Annotated in this window: 22 protein-coding genes; 9 read left to right on the top strand and 13 right to left on the bottom strand. The window is 33.4% G+C overall.

What is annotated here, in order from left to right; translation table 11 throughout:
• Genes OF897_RS01500 through OF897_RS01485 form a run of 4 tightly spaced genes read left to right on the top strand, consistent with a single transcriptional unit; the run spans position 1 to position 2,877 of the window.
• Positions 1-591 (top strand): SprT-like domain-containing protein, encoded by a 591-nt coding sequence (locus OF897_RS01500; RefSeq protein ID WP_267263924.1) that lies wholly within the window; start codon positions 1-3, stop codon positions 589-591.
• A 2-nt stretch (positions 592-593) separates the two neighbouring features.
• Positions 594-1,673: a mannose-1-phosphate guanylyltransferase gene (locus OF897_RS01495; RefSeq protein ID WP_267263923.1), complete on the top strand. Its 1,080-nt coding sequence runs from the start codon at positions 594-596 to the stop codon at positions 1,671-1,673.
• A gap of 33 nt (positions 1,674-1,706) precedes the next feature.
• Positions 1,707-2,375 carry a hypothetical protein gene (locus OF897_RS01490; RefSeq protein ID WP_267263922.1) on the top strand — a complete coding sequence of 223 codons (669 nt, stop codon included), beginning with the start codon at positions 1,707-1,709 and terminating at the stop codon, positions 2,373-2,375.
• On the top strand, positions 2,338-2,877 hold the full coding sequence (locus OF897_RS01485; protein WP_267263921.1) for a GNAT family N-acetyltransferase: 540 nt from the start codon (positions 2,338-2,340) through the stop codon (positions 2,875-2,877). Before OF897_RS01490 ends, OF897_RS01485 begins: the two co-directional genes overlap by 38 nt.
• 110 nt (positions 2,878-2,987) lie before the next feature.
• Here the strand turns inward: OF897_RS01485 and bcp are convergent, their stop codons facing one another.
• Positions 2,988-3,437 carry a thioredoxin-dependent thiol peroxidase gene (gene bcp / locus OF897_RS01480; protein ID WP_267263920.1) on the bottom strand — a complete coding sequence of 150 codons (450 nt, stop codon included), beginning with the start codon at positions 3,435-3,437 and terminating at the stop codon, positions 2,988-2,990.
• 33 nt (positions 3,438-3,470) lie between these two features.
• On the opposite strand from bcp, the gene OF897_RS01475 reads away from it, so the two are divergent.
• Positions 3,471-4,100 (top strand): endonuclease III domain-containing protein, encoded by a 630-nt coding sequence (locus OF897_RS01475; RefSeq protein WP_267263919.1) that lies wholly within the window; start codon positions 3,471-3,473, stop codon positions 4,098-4,100.
• Positions 4,101-4,195: 95 nt separating this feature from the next.
• Here the strand turns inward: OF897_RS01475 and OF897_RS01470 are convergent, their stop codons facing one another.
• The 3 genes from OF897_RS01470 to OF897_RS01460 all read right to left on the bottom strand — a co-directional run bounded on the left by OF897_RS01470 (position 4,196) and on the right by OF897_RS01460 (position 7,077).
• On the bottom strand, positions 4,196-4,642 hold the full coding sequence (locus OF897_RS01470) for a DinB family protein (RefSeq protein ID WP_267263918.1): 447 nt from the start codon (positions 4,640-4,642) through the stop codon (positions 4,196-4,198).
• Between the two features lie 13 nt (positions 4,643-4,655).
• Positions 4,656-5,207 (bottom strand): hypothetical protein, encoded by a 552-nt coding sequence (locus OF897_RS01465; protein WP_267263917.1) that lies wholly within the window; start codon positions 5,205-5,207, stop codon positions 4,656-4,658.
• Positions 5,208-5,280: 73 nt separating this feature from the next.
• The gene (locus OF897_RS01460; RefSeq protein ID WP_267263916.1) at positions 5,281-7,077 is read right to left on the bottom strand and encodes a DUF885 domain-containing protein; all 1,797 of its coding nucleotides are present in this window, start codon (positions 7,075-7,077) and stop codon (positions 5,281-5,283) included.
• A 239-nt stretch (positions 7,078-7,316) separates the two neighbouring features.
• Between OF897_RS01460 and OF897_RS01455 the strand changes: the two genes are divergently transcribed.
• The 4 genes from OF897_RS01455 to OF897_RS01440 all read left to right on the top strand — a co-directional run bounded on the left by OF897_RS01455 (position 7,317) and on the right by OF897_RS01440 (position 9,938).
• Positions 7,317-7,778: a hypothetical protein gene (locus OF897_RS01455; protein ID WP_267263915.1), complete on the top strand. Its 462-nt coding sequence runs from the start codon at positions 7,317-7,319 to the stop codon at positions 7,776-7,778.
• A gap of 171 nt (positions 7,779-7,949) precedes the next feature.
• The gene (locus tag OF897_RS01450; protein WP_267263914.1) at positions 7,950-8,654 is read left to right on the top strand and encodes a MotA/TolQ/ExbB proton channel family protein; all 705 of its coding nucleotides are present in this window, start codon (positions 7,950-7,952) and stop codon (positions 8,652-8,654) included.
• Positions 8,655-8,658: 4 nt separating this feature from the next.
• Positions 8,659-9,054: an ExbD/TolR family protein gene (locus tag OF897_RS01445; protein ID WP_267263913.1), complete on the top strand. Its 396-nt coding sequence runs from the start codon at positions 8,659-8,661 to the stop codon at positions 9,052-9,054.
• A gap of 5 nt (positions 9,055-9,059) precedes the next feature.
• Positions 9,060-9,938: a ferric siderophore ABC transporter substrate-binding protein gene (locus tag OF897_RS01440; protein WP_267263912.1), complete on the top strand. Its 879-nt coding sequence runs from the start codon at positions 9,060-9,062 to the stop codon at positions 9,936-9,938.
• A gap of 15 nt (positions 9,939-9,953) precedes the next feature.
• Here the strand turns inward: OF897_RS01440 and OF897_RS01435 are convergent, their stop codons facing one another.
• From OF897_RS01435 to OF897_RS01395, 9 genes are all read right to left on the bottom strand, one after another.
• The gene (locus tag OF897_RS01435; protein ID WP_267263911.1) at positions 9,954-10,346 is read right to left on the bottom strand and encodes a hypothetical protein; all 393 of its coding nucleotides are present in this window, start codon (positions 10,344-10,346) and stop codon (positions 9,954-9,956) included.
• A 14-nt stretch (positions 10,347-10,360) separates the two neighbouring features.
• The gene (locus OF897_RS01430; RefSeq protein ID WP_267263910.1) at positions 10,361-10,846 is read right to left on the bottom strand and encodes a hypothetical protein; all 486 of its coding nucleotides are present in this window, start codon (positions 10,844-10,846) and stop codon (positions 10,361-10,363) included.
• A gap of 41 nt (positions 10,847-10,887) precedes the next feature.
• A complete protein-coding gene (locus tag OF897_RS01425; protein WP_267263909.1) occupies positions 10,888-12,291 on the bottom strand; it encodes a nucleoside recognition domain-containing protein in 1,404 nt (467 codons plus the stop codon).
• Positions 12,292-12,415: 124 nt separating this feature from the next.
• Positions 12,416-12,928, bottom strand: a complete 513-nt coding sequence (locus OF897_RS01420) for a DUF6973 domain-containing protein (protein ID WP_267263908.1) — start codon at positions 12,926-12,928, stop codon at positions 12,416-12,418.
• 54 nt (positions 12,929-12,982) lie between these two features.
• The gene (accD, locus tag OF897_RS01415) at positions 12,983-13,837 is read right to left on the bottom strand and encodes an acetyl-CoA carboxylase, carboxyltransferase subunit beta (RefSeq protein ID WP_267263907.1); all 855 of its coding nucleotides are present in this window, start codon (positions 13,835-13,837) and stop codon (positions 12,983-12,985) included.
• A 93-nt stretch (positions 13,838-13,930) separates the two neighbouring features.
• Positions 13,931-15,001 carry a class II fructose-bisphosphate aldolase gene (gene fbaA / locus OF897_RS01410; protein WP_267263906.1) on the bottom strand — a complete coding sequence of 357 codons (1,071 nt, stop codon included), beginning with the start codon at positions 14,999-15,001 and terminating at the stop codon, positions 13,931-13,933.
• Positions 15,002-15,072: 71 nt separating this feature from the next.
• Complete coding sequence (locus OF897_RS01405; protein WP_267263905.1) at positions 15,073-15,939, bottom strand: NAD kinase; 867 nt, start codon at positions 15,937-15,939, stop codon at positions 15,073-15,075.
• A 1-nt stretch (position 15,940) separates the two neighbouring features.
• Complete coding sequence (locus OF897_RS01400) at positions 15,941-16,591, bottom strand: CBS domain-containing protein (RefSeq protein WP_267263904.1); 651 nt, start codon at positions 16,589-16,591, stop codon at positions 15,941-15,943.
• A 313-nt stretch (positions 16,592-16,904) separates the two neighbouring features.
• A complete protein-coding gene (locus OF897_RS01395) occupies positions 16,905-17,441 on the bottom strand; it encodes an RNA methyltransferase (RefSeq protein WP_267263903.1) in 537 nt (178 codons plus the stop codon).
• Between the last annotated feature and the right edge of the window lie 33 nt (positions 17,442-17,474).

Here is a 17,474-nt window from a genome sequence, read left to right as displayed (position 1 = left end):
ATGTCTATTCAGTCTTTAGAAAAATATTTACCTCAAAATACACTTTCATACTTAAGAAAATGGTTTTCAGGTCATTATATTCATATTAAAGTAACAAAAAACCGAAATTCAAAGCTTGGAGATTATAGAAAACTTCGTGACCAATCGCATGAAATTACCATCAATTCTACTTTGGCTCCACAGCTTTTCTTTTTCGTTTTAACTCACGAATTAGCGCATCTTATCGCTTTCGAAAAATACGGAAGAAGAATTTCTCCACATGGAAATGAATGGAAGCTTACTTTCAGAGAAATGCTTTTGGAAAGTCTTGATGTTTATGAAGAAGATTTAAAACCGATTATTTCTAAATTTTCTTATTCTCCAAAAGCTAATTTTATGGCTAGTCCGGATTTGGTGAAATACTTCCACATTGAAAATCATGATGATGAACTTCAATATATCGAAGAATTAACAAAAGGTGAGCATTTCCTTTACAGAAACGAGAAGTATTTGTTGGAAGGTCTTATCAAAAAAAACTATCTTTGTGTAAATCTGGCTACAGGACGGAAGTATTCTTTCAAACCTTTGGCAAGAGTGAAAAAATGCAGTTAAATATGTCAAATTCAGATAAATACTGTGTGATTATGGCGGGAGGAATCGGAAGCAGATTCTGGCCTTTAAGCACACAGAAATTCCCTAAACAATTTCAGGATATCTTAGGAACGGGTCGTACTATGATTCAGCAAACCTATGATAGGATTAGTAAAATTATTCCCAATGAAAATATATTTGTAATTACAAATAAAGAATATATAGCTCTTTCTCATCAGCAATTGCCGGAAATTCCACAGGATAATGTTGTAGGAGAACCTTTGATGAAAAATACCGCTGCATGCAATCTTTACATGGCGAATAAGATTGAAGAAATCAATCCGAATGCGACGATGATTGTACTTCCTGCAGATCATTTGATTTTGAAAGAAGATGTTTTTTTGCAAAAAGCTGAATTGGCATTTGATATTGCTGCAAATAATGATTATTTGGTGACTTTGGGAATTACGCCTACAAGACCAGATACAGGTTATGGATACATTCAGTTTGTTGATAAAAAAGATTCAGATTATTATAAAGTTAAAACTTTTACCGAAAAACCGATTCTTGAAATTGCCAAAAGCTTCCTTGAAAGTGGAGATTTCCTTTGGAATGCAGGAATTTTTATCTGGAATGTAAAATCTATTCACAAAGCTTTTGAAACTTTTCTTCCGGATATGACGCAGCAGTTTACGGCTTGTGAATACAATGCCGAAGCTGAGGTAAGCTGTATTGAATTGATTTATCCTAAAATTCAAAAAATATCAATAGATAACGGAATTTTAGAAAAAGCAAAAAATGTGTATGTAATTCCTGCAGATTTAGGCTGGAGCGATCTAGGAACATGGACTTCTGTTTTCGAAAACAGTGACAAAGACGAAAATGATAATGCTGTCAATATAAAATCGGTACTTACATACGATTCAAGCGGAAATATCGTTCATATTAAAAACAATAAGGCGGTCGTTATAGACGGGCTAAAAGATTTTATTGTTGTAGATACAGACAAAGTTCTTTTAATCTGCCCCAGAGAACACGATCAGCAGATTAAAGACTATGTTTTAGATTTAAAAAGTCTTAAAAAAGGAGAGAAATTCATGTAAACATTCGCATAGTTTCTGTCTGAATTTCAAATTATGAAAAAAAATACAAATCACATTTTTCTTTTTATTTTTCTGTTTTTGGGAATCTCAGTTTTCTCTCAAGACAAGAAAAAATTCTCAAATATTGACGGAGTTTTAGCCAAAATAAATCCTAACAGTAAAGTTGATTTTTGGGTTTTAGTGTACAATAACTATGGTAAAAATAAAGAGATAAAAGTTTCTGGAACAAAACAAGATTATCTTCCTCAGTTTGCAGGATTTAATCTGAGACCTGGAGAAGAAAGTTTTTATTATATCGTTTCTTCCATAGGTGGGAAAATCAGTTATATAACAGACATAAGAGAATTAAAAGAGTTTATCGGCAAGATCGATAACGTGGAAGAAGCGGCTATTTCTGCAGTTTTAGACGGTTATTTGATAGATGAACATTTTGTAGATGTTGCGGCTAATTATTACGAAGATAAAACCAATTATTATCTTGATTTGGGGAAAGTTACTTCAAAAGAATGTCCTTACCAGAAGTCGCATTTTACATTGACGGTGAATAAGGCTACAGGTGTTGTGTCAAATGTAAAAGAGAACGGAACTTACATTGAAGTTTACACTAAAAACTGTAAAAATAATCCACGACTTTTAAAAATCGAAAAGAAAGAAGAGCCAAAAGATGACCCCAAAAAACAACCTGTCAAAAAACGAAAATAATTTCTACGAAACAGAAAGACTTTTGATTCGTCCAATTTCTTTGGAAGATGCAGATGTGATTCTTGAGCTTTACAATATGCCAAATTTCATCAAATTTATTGGTGACAAAAACCTAAAAACACTTTATGATGCTGAAAACTATATCAGAAATAGATTTTTACCTCAAATTGAAAGATTGGGTTTTGGAAATTATCTGATTCTTTTAAAAGAAGGAAACCAAAAAATCGGTGCTGTAGGAATCTTTGAAAGAGAAGGTTTAGACGTAGTTGATATAGGTTTTTCTGTGCTTGAAAAATTTGAAGGAAAAGGCTTGATGTTTGAAGCTGCTCAAAAAGTAAAATCTATCGGGATGGATGAATTTGAGTTAAAGAAAATCTCAGCGATCACTTCAAAAGACAATTTCTCTTCTCAAAAATTAATTGAAAGATTAGGTTTAAAATTCCAGAAATATGTGACACTTCCGAATGAAGATGAAGAGTTAATGTATTATGAAACGGAATAACAAACATATTCTTTTGTTAATGCTTAGTTTGTCATGCTGAAAGCACCTCTACAACACTTATTATCAGTTTAGATTCTTTCAGAATGACAAACGTACTGTTTAATTAAAAATTAATCTTCCAAAATCTGTGCACTCGCTGTTTTAGAAGTTACTTTTTCAATCACTCTTGTGCAAATTCCTTTTTCGTCGAAGATAAAAGTAGTTCTTACAATTCCCATATAGGTTTTTCCGAATGTTTTTTTCTCCTGCCAAACCCCGAATTTCTCAATAATATCACGATTTTCATCAGCAATTAAATCATAGGGAAATGCAAATTTACTGTGGAAATTTTTTTGCTTTTTCACAGAATCTCCACTGATTCCCAACAGTTGAAATCCAGCTTTTTCCAATTGTGAATAATTGTCACTTAAATTACAGGCTTCAACCGTACAAGTTGGCGTATTTGCTTGTGGATAAAAGAAAATAACAAGCTTTTTTCCTGCAAAGTTTTCAGAATTGATGGTTTCTCCATCTTGATTTGTTCCTTCAAATTGTGGTAATTTATCTCCAACTTTCAGCATAATGATTTATTTTTGCTCAAATTTAATGATTAAATGACAAAAAAGCAGAGAGCGGCGCTCGTTCAGTCAGAATTAGAGAAATTATATCCGCAAGTTCCTATTCCTCTAGACCACACCGATCCTTACACTTTGATGGTCGCAGTTGCACTTTCTGCTCAAACAACCGATAAAAAGGTCAATCAGGTTACGCCCGAACTTTTTGCTGTTGCGGGAACGCCGCAAAGAATGGCAAAATTGGAAGAATATCAAATCAAAGAACTGATTAAAGAAATCGGACTTTCCAATACGAAAGCGAAAAATCTTAAAAGAATGGCTGAACTTTTATTGGAAAGGCATAATGGAGTAGTACCGCAAACTTATGAAGAGCTCGAAGCACTTCCCGGAGTTGGTCACAAAACAGCTTCTGTCGTGATGAGCCAAGCTTTCGGATTTCCTGCTTTTCCGGTTGATACGCATATTCATAGATTAATGACACAATGGAAGTTGACTTCCGGAAAAAACGTTATAGAAACAGAGAAAGATGCCAAAAGTATTTGGAAAGAAGAGGTTTGGAATAAACTTCACTTGCAAATTATCTTTTATGGAAGAGAATATTCTCCCGCAAGAGGAAAAGGAGAGAAGGATTTTATAACTAAAATGTTGTTCGAAGAAAAAGACAAGTAATATAATAGATGCAAAAAATTCCCCTCCTTTGGAGGGGGGATAAATTTTCAAAGAAAATTTAGACGGGGTGGTTTAAGAATGCAAGGTTTTAAAAATTATTCCACATCCAACAACCTCCTATGATAATTAATCTGTCCCAAATGATAGCCTAAATGTCCAAACAAATGAATCAGAAAATACTCTGTCGTCATTGGATAACCCAAAGCTTGAATAGGAAATTCTTTCTTCAAATCTTCTTCTAAAACTTTTTCAAGGGAAGAATGTACAACCTCAATTGTTTTTTCAATTTTCTCAATCAATTCGGTTCTCGGAATATTTTTTAATGAAAATTCAAGTTCTCTGTTTCTTACATAACCTGAATTTCCTAGAATCGCTCCGATAAAATGATTAATATTTCCAACCAAATGTAAAGTTAAGTTTCCTGAAGAATTCAGAATATTTTTATCGATTTTCCAGATTGAGTCTTCGTTTTGGTAGGATTCTATTTCTTTTTTTAATTGATTTAAATCTCTTGTGAACAGGGATTTTACACTTTCTGTCATAATTTCTATGTTTTTATTTAATAGTTGCTTTAAAATATCCTCTGAAATCTTTTGTAAAGCCTTCAACTTTTGTATTGTAATTTATAAAACCATAAACGGTATCATTTTCTTGAAAATTATTTTTATCTAAAACTAATTTCTGATAAACAGGTTTTGTTTTAATAAATTTTAATTCGCCGTGTAAGGTTTTGGGATCAATATCTTTAATTAAAAAATGACCTCCAAATACTTTTACCAAAATCCCATTTCCGAAAAAGCCATTGTTGTTATTGAGCAAAATTTCTAGTGTATCATTCTTTAAAGCAGAAGAACACTTGTAGTTATCCATAGGTAAAAGTCCTGCAATCTGAATAATATAAGCCGTTCTTGTTTTGCTTTCTACTTTTTCCTTTTTATAAAGTTTTAGTTCAGGATATTTTGATAGCAACTTGATTGTATCATTTTGTGGAAGGTTTTTGTCAATGTTAAATTTCTCAAAATTCTGCCGGGCTTTTTTCTCTTTTTTGCAACTCACAATGCATGAAAAGAAAATAATAATAGATGAAAAATATAAAGTTTGCTTCATGATTTGGTTTAAACAAATTTAAAACAAAAAGTCACGAAAAATTAATTCGTGACTTCAATGTTTTATGAGAAATTTACTTCTGTTTTGTCGCCCAAAGCTCCATTTTTCTGTTTAAAACATCTAAAGGAAGACAGCCCTGATTCAAAACTTCATCATGAAATTTAGCCAAACTGAATTTATTCCCTAATTCTTTCTGGTATTTTTCTCTCAATTCTCGGATTCTCAATGAGCCAATTTTATAGCCTAAAGCTTGTCCGGGCATTGCCATGTAACGTTCAATTTCTGCCGTTGCTCCGGCTTCATCGTAAGCAATATTATTTAAAAAGTAAGTAATTGCTTCTTCTCTTGTCATTTTTCCGGTATGAATTCCTGTGTCAACAACCAAACGAACCGCACGAAGCATTTGATCGCTCAGATATCCCATTTTTTGATAAGGATCTGTATATAAACCGAATTCCGGACCTAAAGTTTCACAATAATGAGCCCAGCCTTCACCGTAAGCTCCAAACCAGCCGAATCGCATGAATTTGGGAAGTTTTGTATTTTCCTGTTGCAGAGAAACCTGATAGTGGTGTCCTGGAATTGCTTCGTGTAAAAACAGAGATTCCATTCCTGAGGTAACGTTGAATTTCGATGGATCCGGAAGTGGCATGTAGAAAATTCCGGGTCTTTTTCCATCCGGAGTTCCCTGAATATATTCTGCACTTGCGCTTGCTTCTCTGAATTTTTCGGTTTGTCTGATTTCAAACTTCGTTTTCGGTGTTACGCTGAACATGGTTTTCAACTTCGGAGTAATTTTAGCTAAAATTCCGTTAAAACCATCCAAAACTTCTTTTGAGGTTTTATAAGGCATCGCTTTTGGATCTGTTTTTACAGAATTGATAAACTCTTCAAGCGTTCCGTTGAAACCGACTTGCTGTTTTACTTTTTCCATCTCGCTACGAAGCATCGCAACTTGTTGTAGCCCGATTTTATTTATTTCTTCGGGAGTTTTATTGGTAGTTGTCCAGCTTTTAGCATAATATTTATAAATGTTGTCTCCTTTCGGTAAGCTGTTGTAACCATCTGTTTCTCTGGATTTAGGCAAATATTCTTTCTCTAAAAAATCACCCATTTTTGTATAAGCCGGAATAATATTTTTTGTAATTGCTTCCTTATACAAATTTGTTAATTTCTCTTTCTGTTCTTTGCTGAAATCTTTTGGGAAATTTTTTATTGGTCCGTAGAAAATATTCTTTTCAAAATCGGAAGTAGTGATTTCTTCAGCTTTCATTTGAGGAATCATTTTTACTACCAATTTTCTTGGTAAAACAACTTTATTATTAATTCCTTCACGGAAATTTTCTGTTGCAGCATTCATCCAATCAGGGAATTTTTCCATTCTTTTTAACCAGTCTTCGTAATCTTTTTCAGTATTAAAAGGTTGGCTTCCTTGTCCGCTTCCGTACAAAGGGAAATTCAATGGAAGTCCGCCAAACTGAGTAAACGGAATATATTCAGGATGAAAAGAATACGCTTCAATTTTGTCTTTTAAAGTATAATCCAAAACATCATAAACTACCTTGTCTTCATCGGAAAGACCTTTATAATCAACATTTTCTAATTGTTTCTGAACTGAATTGTAAAAAGCAATTTCGCCAGAAATAAAATCTTTATCAATATTAATGGGAAGTTGGTCATTGTACCTTAAATCTCCTTGTGAAGTGGCTTCCAAAGGATAAAGTTTTAAATATTGTTCATAATAATTTGAGGCGATAGAATCAATATTTGTCGGCGTTACTTTCGTTAAGGGTGAATCTGATTTTTTGCACGAAGCAAGAGTTACCGCTAAACCAAGCCCAATTAAGGTTTTAAATACAATATTTTTCATTGATAATCTTTATTTTTCTATTTGTAAGACGAAATGCAATTGTTGTTACAAAAATTTGTTAATGGCATTTAATTTTAAAGAGTTAATTAACAAAAATAACCAATATTGTAAATCAAATCTGTTTTAGGACGAGATTTTAGCAAAAATAATTTTCAAAACAGTTTTCAAATTCACACATTTTTTTATCTTTGCCTAAAGCATTTAACAATCATAGTATTACAGTTCTTTTTTAAGAAATAATGAAAGGGATTTTAAAAATTTACCATCCGGACGAAACGCTTAAATACAATATTAAAAGTACTTATTGCAAAGCGTTTTACAGTAATCAAAAACATTTTTTGGAAGTTGAGGTCATTACAGATGACAGTTTAGACCATGTTGACGACGATTCTTTACAATATAATTTTCCTCAGCTATCGCTAGAAGTAATTGAGTTTCCTATAGATTCTTCAGAAATTGAAGGAAAAACATTTGAAATCAACGATTCTGATGATGAAGTTTATACCGAAGTGAATTTATTTGATGACGAAGACGCATTCATTTACGACAACGAACTTTGCTTTGAAAAAAATGAAGAAGACGAACTTCAGGTAATCTGGAAAGGGACAATTGATGATTTTTATACCGCTTCAGATACACCGCTTCCTTTCAGACTAAAGTGTGAATTTACCCCAGACGAAATTATTGTAGACGAAGACTAATCGTTACCAAATATTACTGTAAATTTCTTTTCAAATATACTTTTGGAAAGAAATTTGCTGTTTTCAGGCGGAATGTTTATTTTAAACTCATATTTTAAGCTTATTTTAAGATAAGTATTGATAATATTCCTTTATTTTTGTCGTTTAAATCCATTATAAATAAACTAATTGATGCTGTTAACGGAACTTACTCAGATTTTATTTGCACAGGTTGCTGTACCTGCTGTACCTCTCGAGAAAATTGAATTTTCTTTTTGGGATATCCTTTTCCATGGTGGAATCTTCGCTAAGATAGTGATGGTAACTGTTTTATCATTGGGAGTTTTCTCAGTGTATCTGTTTTTTGAAAGATTTTTCTTTATTCAGAGAATGGCTTCCAAAACAGATTCTAATTTTATGAACAACATTGAAGATTTCATAAGAAACGGAAAAATAGAAGCTGCAGCAGATTATTGTAAAACGCAAAATTCACCGGAATCAAGAATTTTAGAAAAAGGAATTTCAAGATTGGGAAGACCTGTTTCTGATATTGTAAGTGCAATGGAATCTCAGGCTCAGATTGAAGTTGCCAATATGGAAAAACATTTAAATCTTTTGGCGGCTGTTCCAAGTATTGCTCCGATGTTGGGACTTTTAGGGACTGTTATTGGGATGATTATTGCCTTCTTTGATTTATCTCATGCAGAAGGTGCTTTTTCACCAAAAACGCTTTCTGAAGGTATTTATACTGCTCTTGGACAAACTGCGGTTGGTTTGGCTGTGGCAATTCCGGCGAACTTCTTCTACAATTTACTTCTAACAAGAATTGATAAATTTGTTTTGAGAACTCAGAATATCTCTGGAGAATTTTTAGATATCATTAATAAACCTTTATAAATCTATGAAAATTCAGAGAAGAAATAAAGCGCACCCGGAATTCAGTTTAGCAGCGATGACAGATGTTATCTTGCTGATGTTGATTTTCTTTATGATTACTTCTTCGGCGGCTAATCAAAGTGCAATTGATGTAAAACTTCCTCAAACGGGAAGTGTGGAAGATAACATTCCGAATCCGATGACGGTAAGTGTAAAACCGGACGGTTCTTATTATGTAGATGATAAACCTGTAAGTCAAGAATTGGTAGAACAAACAATTGTAGCTGATCTTCAGAGCAAATCTGCAAAATCATTTACCATCAGAGCAGACGAAAGCACAATGCATAAAGATGTTGTTTTTTTAATGGAAATTGCAGAAAAGCATAAATTTAATATTGCGATTGCAACGGTTAAAGAATAGTCAGAATGAGAGGTTACACGATAAATAGAGACGAAGAAAATAAAGATAAGTTAAAAAGCGCAGTGCTTTCTATCATTATTTGGTCTGCTATTTTGATATTCGTTTTCATTTATAAAATGAAACCTACGGTTCGTGAAAAAGAGCCTGAGGTTATCACAACTATGCTGGTTAATTTCGGAGACAACCGAAATGGAGCAGGAATTGATGAACCGGCAAATCAAGAAGGAAGTTTGGCTGCAAAAGCGGTAGAAACAGCTCCTGAACCGGTTGAAAATGTGGTTTCTGAACCCAAAACCGTAATTACTCCAGATCCAAAACCTGAATCAAAAAAAACGGAGGTTAAAGATAAAATCATTACTGGAAACAATACTAAAGTTACCGCACCTAAAAAAGAAGATTCAAAAACGAATAAAAAATCAACGGCAAGTTCTACAACGAAAAGCACAAAAAGTTCTGCAACGACAGCCAATTCTAAAACTGGAAGCGGCGACGGAAAAGGAAATGCAGCAATTGGAAATTTAATTAAAGGTCGCGGAACAAAACCTGGAAGTCAGGGAACAGGTGACGGAATCGGAAATAATGGTGATCCTTTAGGCGGAGATGGAAATGGCGACAGCAAAGTAGGAATTGACCGTCGATTAGTTGGTTATATTCCAGGAACGATGGGAAGAGGAGGAGCTCAACCGAGTCACAGTTGTACAGCAAGTGGATCGATTACTATTGCTTATACCGTAGATAAAGCCGGAAATGTTTCTTCCGCTAGAAGATCGGGCGGAGTTTCAGATCCTTGTGTGGTTTCCACTTCTGTTGCATGGGTTAAGAAATATGTAAAAGCCGAAAAAGCCAGTGTTTCATCCACCGGAAGTTATAACATTACCTTCTAAAAATACAAAAGCACTTTATTCAAGTGCTTTTTTTATTTCATTAATTCTGTTAATAACGGGAAGCGCAAAAATTCCGCTCGTCTGTAAATACAGTTCGTAGAAGGTTTTTGCTTTGTCTAAAAAATCATTGTTAGCTAATACTTTTCCGTTGTAGTAAAAAAGATTTCCAAGCATTTCGTAATAATCTTTTTGATCTCTTTCCTGTCTTTCTTTTACAATTTCAATGACTTCTTCTTTTGATTTTGCTGAAAGTTCTTTAAAATCAAACTTAAAAATATCTTTCATTAGAGAGTCGAAATCCAGGTCTTTCTGCATTAAACTTTCTTCAGGTTTGTCTAAAATCAGTTTTTCTAAAGCTTGAGATAACTGGCGTATTAATCGCAATGTGAATTCTTTATCTGTGATCATAAATCTTGTTTTAATTAAAATTTTGAATTTAAAAAGATTAATCCTTCCAATTCATTTTTGAGAACTTCAACTTCTTTTTTAAAGTTTATTTTATCAGGTTTATTATTTATTTCAATCTCGAAATCAGCCATGAAAACTAATGTATTTTCTTTAATTTCTAACAAAATCATATCTAAAATTTGTAGAGGTGTATTGCATTTTTTGCAAACCAAAAATTGATCTTCATAATATCCTGCATCAGTATAGATTTTTCTCACCTCAATAAATTCTATTTTGTTGCTGTCAATATAAAGAAAATTGGAATCTTTTGAGTGAAAATAAGATCTTATGAAAGGTTCTTTTTCTTTTAATTCTTCAGACTTGAAATCTATTCTAAATGTTTTTCCAACATCATCTTTTGTGACATTTTTAATTTTCAAATAGCCAATATTCCAACCACCCTGCGCAAATATCAAGGAATTAAAAGATAAAACTGCCAATAATATTAATTTGATTTTCATTTGTCGAAGATTATATAAAAGCTTTTCAGAACTATATGTTTTTATGCAAAAAACAAATACGCCAACACAATAGAAGTAATAATTCCCACCAAATCTGCCAATAACATGGCAATTACGGTATATCTTGTGTTTTTCACAGCTACAGCTCCAAAGTAAACTGCAATTACGTAAAACGTCGTATCTGAGCTTCCTTGTAAAACCGCAGCCAATTTCCCCTGAAAACTATCTGCTCCGAATGTTGCCATCGTATCCATCATCATTCCACGAGCTCCGGAGCCCGAAAGTGGTTTGATTAAAGCCGTTGGAAGTCCGTCTACAAATCTTGCATCAAAGCCGGAAATATTGGCAACCCATTTCATTCCGTCAATAATTACCTCAAAAACTCCTGAAGTTCTTAAAAGCGAAATCGCAATTAACATTCCCACCAAATAAGGAATAATTTTCACACTGGTTGTAAAGCCTTCTTTCGCTCCGTCAACGAATGCATCAAAAACATTTATTTTTTTATATAAAGCTCCAAGCACGATAGCCAAGAAAATGAAAAGAATCAATCCGTTACTCAAAACCTGACTGAAAATATCTAAATTTTCTTTGCTAAGTCCGGTCAAATACCAAACAAGCAGTCCAATCAATAAGGAAATTCCACCAACATAAGCTAAAAGAACAGGCTGTAAAAGATTTATTTTTTGATAAATTGAAACAATAATCATAGCTGCAAAAGTCGCCGCAAATGTGGCAATCATACAATAAAGAAATATATCTGTAGGGTTTTGCGCCCCTACTGAGGCTCTCAAAGCAATGATAGAAACAGGAATCAGTGTCATTCCACCTGCGTGAAGACAGAGAAACATGATTTGGGAATTGCTTGCCGTTTCTTTATCTGGATTTAAAGTCTGCAAACTTTCCATCGCTTTTAAACCAAACGGCGTTGCAGCATTATCTAAACCTAAAAGATTGGCACTGAAATTCATCAGCATGTGACCGAAGGCAGGATGGTTTTTGGGAATTTCAGGAAATAATTTTGAGAAAAATGGTTGAATTAAGCGGCTTAATAAATTGATTCCTCCAGCTTTTTCGGCAATACTCATAAAGCCCATAAACAAAGCCATAATTCCTATTAAACCTAAACAGATTTTCACTGCTGTTTCGGAAGTTCCAATCACACCGTCTGCCGATTGTATGCGGTAAGTGGTTACTTTTTGTTTTAAAGAATCGGTTTTATAATGAATATGCCCTTCGCTGAAATCATTTTTTTTCATCAGGCTGTCTCTGATAATAGGAGAAAGTGTACCTATGTTTTGTTTTGCAACTCTCACGGTGTCACCACTTTTCCCAACTACCATATCATTAAAAATGGTTTTGTAATGGCTTGACGAAATGTATTTTATGCTTGCAATTGCGATGGCAATGATAATGAAAGCCGACCAAATTCTGCTGAGAACCATTTGATTAAATTAATTTTTAGAAAAGATAATAATTTTAATGTTAAAAATTGGAAGTTTATTTAAACCATTAAGATTCAATAAGAAGTTAAAAGTATTAAGTAAAGAAGGAAAAGATGTTTAAAAGTTATTTTTCATCCAAATAAACCAAAAAACCTTCAAAATCATCATCCAAATTTTTCAAAATCTTTGCATTGGCAGTTTTCTTCTTTAATTCATCAATGAAAAAACTTTTTTCAAAAAACTGACGGTGAATTCCTGGTAAAAGTGCCATAAAATAATCCATTCCGATTTTGTTATTATGGAGATCCATTTTGGTTTCCAAAGGCTGATTTGGAAATAATTCTTCGTGCAAATCTGTAATTTTTTTGCAGAAATCGTAAGCTTTTTGAGCCGAAGAAATCTTACTGCAGTACATCATAATCAGACAACACCAAAATGCGTGACGGAAAGCATTTCCTTCTCCGTTTTTTGATGCGGTTTTTGGGTATAAATTTTGTGCAATAGAAAAAGCTTTCACCGTTGCATAAAAACTCAAAATAGAAAATAGAGGATGCGGCAAAACAGCTGATAAGAGTTTAAGAATTTTCTTTAAACTCATGCTTCTGATTGTGTTGAAAATTACTTTGAAAGTCCTCATAAAATAAAAATCTCTCCCAAATTGAGAGAGATTATATGTTTTTTAGTTTAAATTTTAAGCTTTTACGGCTAAAAGATTTATTGTTTTAGAAACGACATCTTTAATTTCTGTTCTTTTAACGATGAAATCAACGAAACCTTTTTCCTGCAAAAATTCTGAGGTCTGGAAACCTTCCGGTAAATCTCTACCAATGGTTTCACGGATAACTCTTGGTCCTGCAAATCCGATCAATGCTTTCGGTTCTGCCATAATAATGTCTGCAGTCATTGCGAAAGAAGCGGTAATTCCACCAAAAGTCGGGTCGCAAAGGTAAGCGATGTACAAAAGACCTGCTTCTGAAAGTTGAGCTAATTTAGACTGAACTTTTGCCAACTGCATCAAAGAATACGTTGCTTCCTGCATTCTCGCTCCACCAGATTGACAGATAATCATGTAAGGAAGTCTTTTTTCGATACAGTAATCAATCGCTCTTCTGATTTTTTCACCCATTACAGAACCTAAAGATCCACCAATGAACGCAAAATCCATACAAGAAACTACCATTTCAGTTCCGTTCACAGTTCCAACAGCATTTCTGATAGAGTCAGTTAATTTTGTCTTCGCTTTAACTTCTTTTAAACGGTCTGTGTAAGATTTTGTATCCTTAAAGTTAAGCATATCAATACTCTCAACATTTGCATCAAGCTCGGTGAATTTTCCTTCGTCGAAAAGAATGTCAAAAAATTCTGCACTTCCAATTCTTACGTGAAATCCATCTTCAGGAGAAACATAATTGTTTTTCTTTAGTTCATCATGTTCAACAACTTTTCCAGACGGAGTTTGATGCCAAAGTCCTTTCGGAACATCTTTTTTATCGTCTGTAGAAGTGGTAATATTTTGTGCTTTTCTTTTAAACCAGTCGAATGCCATATCTTAATATAATTGATGAAAGATAAATGATAAATGATGAAAAAACTGTTTAATTGAAATCAATTGTCGTTCATCATTTATCATTAATAATTTTTATTTAAGCGTATTTACGTTATTTAAATCTTCAAATGCCTTAACCAATCTCTTAGAGAAAGTTTCTTCACCTTTTCTGATCCAAACTCTTGGGTCGTAGAATTTTTTGTTTGGTTTTTCTTCTCCATCAGGATTTCCGATTTGAGTTCTCAAATATTCTACATTGTCTACCATATAATCTCTGATTCCTTCTGTATAAGCAAACTGAAGATCGGTGTCAATATTCATCTTAATTACCCCATAATCAATCGCTTCTCTGATTTCTTCTAAAGTAGAACCTGAACCACCGTGGAATACAAAATTAATTGGTTTTTCAGCTGTTCCGAATTTCTCCTGAACAAATTTCTGAGAGTTATCTAAGATTTTTGGAGTCAATACTACGTTACCCGGTTTGTAAACTCCGTGAACGTTTCCGAAAGCAGCAGCAATCGTGAAGTTATCAGAAACGGCTTTTAATTTTTCATACGTATAAGCTACGTCTTCAGGCTGTGTATATAATAAAGAGTTGTCTACACCAGAATTGTCTACACCATCTTCTTCTCCACCTGTAACACCGATTTCCACTTCTAAAGTCATCTGCATTTTATTCATTCTTTCGAAATATTTAGCAGATATTTCAAGGTTTTCTTCCAAAGATTCTTCAGAAAGATCAAGCATGTGAGAAGAGTAAAGAGATTTACCTGTTTGCTTGAAGAATTCTTCGTTAGCATCCATCAAACCGTCAATCCAAGGCAATAATTTTTTTGCAGCGTGATCTGTGTGAAGAATTACCGTTGCTCCGTAAGCTTCAGCCAAAGTGTGAATATGTCTCGCTCCTGCAATACCACCAACAATAGCTGCTTTTTGAGCGTCATTACTCAATCCTTTTCCTGCGTTGAAAGATGCTCCACCGTTTGAAAACTGAATGATTACCGGTGAGTTTAGCTTTGCAGCCGTTTCCATCACAGCATTTACGTTGCTTGATCCAACAACATTTACTGCAGGTAATGCAAATTTATTTTCTTTTGCATATTGGAAAATATCTGTAACTAACTGACCTGTGGCAACTCCTGCCGGGAAAATTCTGCTCATATTTTAGCTTTTATATAATATTAGGGTATATTTTAAAAATTCTTGTAAAGATAGTCAATTTTGAGAAATGATTAATTTCTTTTATCTCTTCCCCAAAGTAGCTTTTGGCGAATGGTTTCGTAGAAACTTAAATTGTTAGGTTGTACCAATAACAATTGAAAACTTGCCTTTTTAATCACAATTTCTTTATCAGTTTCAATATGAATTAATCTTGAGTCTAATGAAAGCGAATATTGCGGAACTCTGCTTTCTACTTTGAATTTAATTTCAACTGTATCATTCACCACCAAAGGTCTTACATTAAGATTGTGTGGTGCAATAGGAGTGATGACAAAGTTTTGATTGATGGGTGAAATTATTGGTCCGCCACAACTTAAAGAATAAGCGGTTGATCCGGTCGGAGTGGAAACAATAACACCATCGCCCCAAAAAACATTTAAAAATTCATTATTAATATATGAATCTACCGTTACCATCGAAGTTGTTTCTTTTCTTGAAACGGTAACATCATTTAAGGCATAAGGAAAAAAATCATCCAGTTCTGGCGAAACGACCTGAATCACCGAACGACGGCTGGTTTTCACATCACCTTTTAAAATAGAATCTAATTCTTTAAAGGCTTCTTCTTTGGTGAAGCTTGCTAAAAATCCTAATCTTCCGGTATTTACACCAACAACGGGTATTTCTAAATCTTCAATAAACGTTAATGAATTTACAATCGTTCCATCGCCACCAAAAGTGAAAAATAAATCTACTTTTTTCTCGATAAGATCCTGTTTGTTGCCAAAAGTTTCGAATATTTTTGAGAATTGAAGAGCTTCTGCCATTTCATCAAACAAAACAGATTTTACGCCTCTGCTTTCCAGTTCAGAAATAAATTTGCTTAAATATAAAAAAGTATCAAGATCTTTTTTCTGAGAATATATGGCTGCCTTCATGTTATATTTCTATAAATTTTTGTAAAAAACCAAATCGGTCTTTAAACATATCTGTCTTTTCGTCAGAATAGTATTTTTCAACAATTCTGTAGTCATATCTGTCGAATGTTGCATCAATGGACGCTAGATTTTCATTGCTGATTTTTATTGTAACCTGAATTGCTTCTTCAGACATCAAACTGATAAATCCACCATAAAATTTTGAGTTGTTGCTCTCAATAATATTGGCAATTTCAGTCATTGAGTATCTTCTTGCCGGAACTTCAACCGTTAAAGTCGCTCCCGATTCAGAAAACAGAGGATATAACGAAAGATTTTGGAAAACATCGTCACAACCGATATATCCCAAATATTTTTCATTTTTATTAATCACAGGAATTACGTTTGTATTGAAGGTATAAAACAGACGAATACTGTCCATAATATTATTATCCTCCAAAATTGCAAAACGCTCAATCTGATGTTCGAGGTTTTTTAACGTGCCTTCTTCTTCGTAAAGAAAATCTTTGGCGATGGCTCCGTAAAAGTGGTGTGATTTTTTGATGAAAATATGCGTATATCCAAAAGCGTCGAGCATTTCTCTAGCCGATTCTATAGAGTCAGTAAGGTGAAAGCAAGGAAAATCTTTTGAGACGTAGTCTTTGATAAACATTGTGCTAATTTATAAAAAATTAAACGAATCCTTTTCTTAAAATTGTTGTTTTTTTTGATGGAAATAAAAATTCAGTCAAAATAATTTGTTTGTGTGAAAAATAAATGTATCTTTGTCGCCTTTCATTTTTACTTTTTATTAGATTTATTTCAAACTGCACTGTCTTTTGACAGACGCAGTTTTTTTATTTTAGGGCTTTTGCGAATTTTTTTAAAACTATTTTTAACGCAAAGCTCGCTAAGATTTTTTTAATATTGTTTTGCGTATTCTTTGTTCACAAAGGCGTTCTACTCAGAAAAGACCTCAAAGTTTTTTATTTTAAACCTAAAACTTTTGCGAACTCCCACATTACGATTCCTCCGCAAACGCTTACGTTTAAAGAATGTTTTGTTCCTAATTGAGGAATTTCCAAAAATGTATCGATATTCGGCAATGCTTCATCACTAATTCCTTCTACCTCGTTTCCTAAAATTACAGCATATTTCTTTGTATTGTCAATCGTAAAATTTGAAATCATTTTACTGTTTGAAGTCTGCTCAATTCCTAAAATTTCAAAACCCTGACTTTTCAAATCATCAATCGTTACATTAATATCTGCTTCATACGACCAATCTACACTTTCCGTTGCTCCCAAAGCGGCTTTGTGAATTTCACGGTGCGGCGGTTGAGGTGTAATTCCGCAAAGAATAATTTTCTGAACCAAAAATGCATCTGCCGTTCTGAATGTTGCTCCCACATTATGCATACTTCTGATATTATCCAAAACAACAATCAACGGTATTTTCTCAACTTTTTTAAATGTTTCTACATCGATTCTGTTAAGTTCTTCCAGTTTTAATTTGTGTACCACTATATATTTGTTGAGATTAATTTATATTTATTA

This window comes from Chryseobacterium formosum (genome assembly GCF_026460885.1).
Taxonomy (GTDB): domain Bacteria; phylum Bacteroidota; class Bacteroidia; order Flavobacteriales; family Weeksellaceae; genus Chryseobacterium; species Chryseobacterium formosus.
The sequence above is the reverse complement of the archived record's forward strand: the minus strand, read 5'-3'. Positions and strand labels throughout refer to the sequence as shown.

Coding starts and splice junctions, on each gene's coding strand:
- OF897_RS01435 (WP_267263911.1), bottom strand. CDS start 10,346: ATGATCACAGATAAAGAATTCACATTGCGATTAATACGCCAGTTATCT.
- OF897_RS01470 (WP_267263918.1), bottom strand. CDS start 4,642: ATGACAGAAAGTGTAAAATCCCTGTTCACAAGAGATTTAAATCAATTA.
- bcp (WP_267263920.1), bottom strand. CDS start 3,437: ATGCTGAAAGTTGGAGATAAATTACCACAATTTGAAGGAACAAATCAA.
- OF897_RS01445 (WP_267263913.1), top strand. CDS start 8,659: ATGAAAATTCAGAGAAGAAATAAAGCGCACCCGGAATTCAGTTTAGCA.
- OF897_RS01465 (WP_267263917.1), bottom strand. CDS start 5,207: ATGAAGCAAACTTTATATTTTTCATCTATTATTATTTTCTTTTCATGC.
- OF897_RS01420 (WP_267263908.1), bottom strand. CDS start 12,928: ATGAGGACTTTCAAAGTAATTTTCAACACAATCAGAAGCATGAGTTTA.
- OF897_RS01490 (WP_267263922.1), top strand. CDS start 1,707: ATGAAAAAAAATACAAATCACATTTTTCTTTTTATTTTTCTGTTTTTG.
- OF897_RS01455 (WP_267263915.1), top strand. CDS start 7,317: ATGAAAGGGATTTTAAAAATTTACCATCCGGACGAAACGCTTAAATAC.
- accD (WP_267263907.1), bottom strand. CDS start 13,837: ATGGCATTCGACTGGTTTAAAAGAAAAGCACAAAATATTACCACTTCT.
- OF897_RS01500 (WP_267263924.1), top strand. CDS start 1: ATGTCTATTCAGTCTTTAGAAAAATATTTACCTCAAAATACACTTTCA.
- OF897_RS01460 (WP_267263916.1), bottom strand. CDS start 7,077: ATGAAAAATATTGTATTTAAAACCTTAATTGGGCTTGGTTTAGCGGTA.
- OF897_RS01425 (WP_267263909.1), bottom strand. CDS start 12,291: ATGGTTCTCAGCAGAATTTGGTCGGCTTTCATTATCATTGCCATCGCA.
- OF897_RS01450 (WP_267263914.1), top strand. CDS start 7,950: ATGCTGTTAACGGAACTTACTCAGATTTTATTTGCACAGGTTGCTGTA.
- OF897_RS01475 (WP_267263919.1), top strand. CDS start 3,471: ATGACAAAAAAGCAGAGAGCGGCGCTCGTTCAGTCAGAATTAGAGAAA.
- OF897_RS01440 (WP_267263912.1), top strand. CDS start 9,060: ATGAGAGGTTACACGATAAATAGAGACGAAGAAAATAAAGATAAGTTA.
- OF897_RS01405 (WP_267263905.1), bottom strand. CDS start 15,939: ATGAAGGCAGCCATATATTCTCAGAAAAAAGATCTTGATACTTTTTTA.
- fbaA (WP_267263906.1), bottom strand. CDS start 15,001: ATGAGCAGAATTTTCCCGGCAGGAGTTGCCACAGGTCAGTTAGTTACA.
- OF897_RS01485 (WP_267263921.1), top strand. CDS start 2,338: ATGACCCCAAAAAACAACCTGTCAAAAAACGAAAATAATTTCTACGAA.
- OF897_RS01495 (WP_267263923.1), top strand. CDS start 594: ATGTCAAATTCAGATAAATACTGTGTGATTATGGCGGGAGGAATCGGA.
- OF897_RS01430 (WP_267263910.1), bottom strand. CDS start 10,846: ATGAAAATCAAATTAATATTATTGGCAGTTTTATCTTTTAATTCCTTG.
- OF897_RS01400 (WP_267263904.1), bottom strand. CDS start 16,591: ATGTTTATCAAAGACTACGTCTCAAAAGATTTTCCTTGCTTTCACCTT.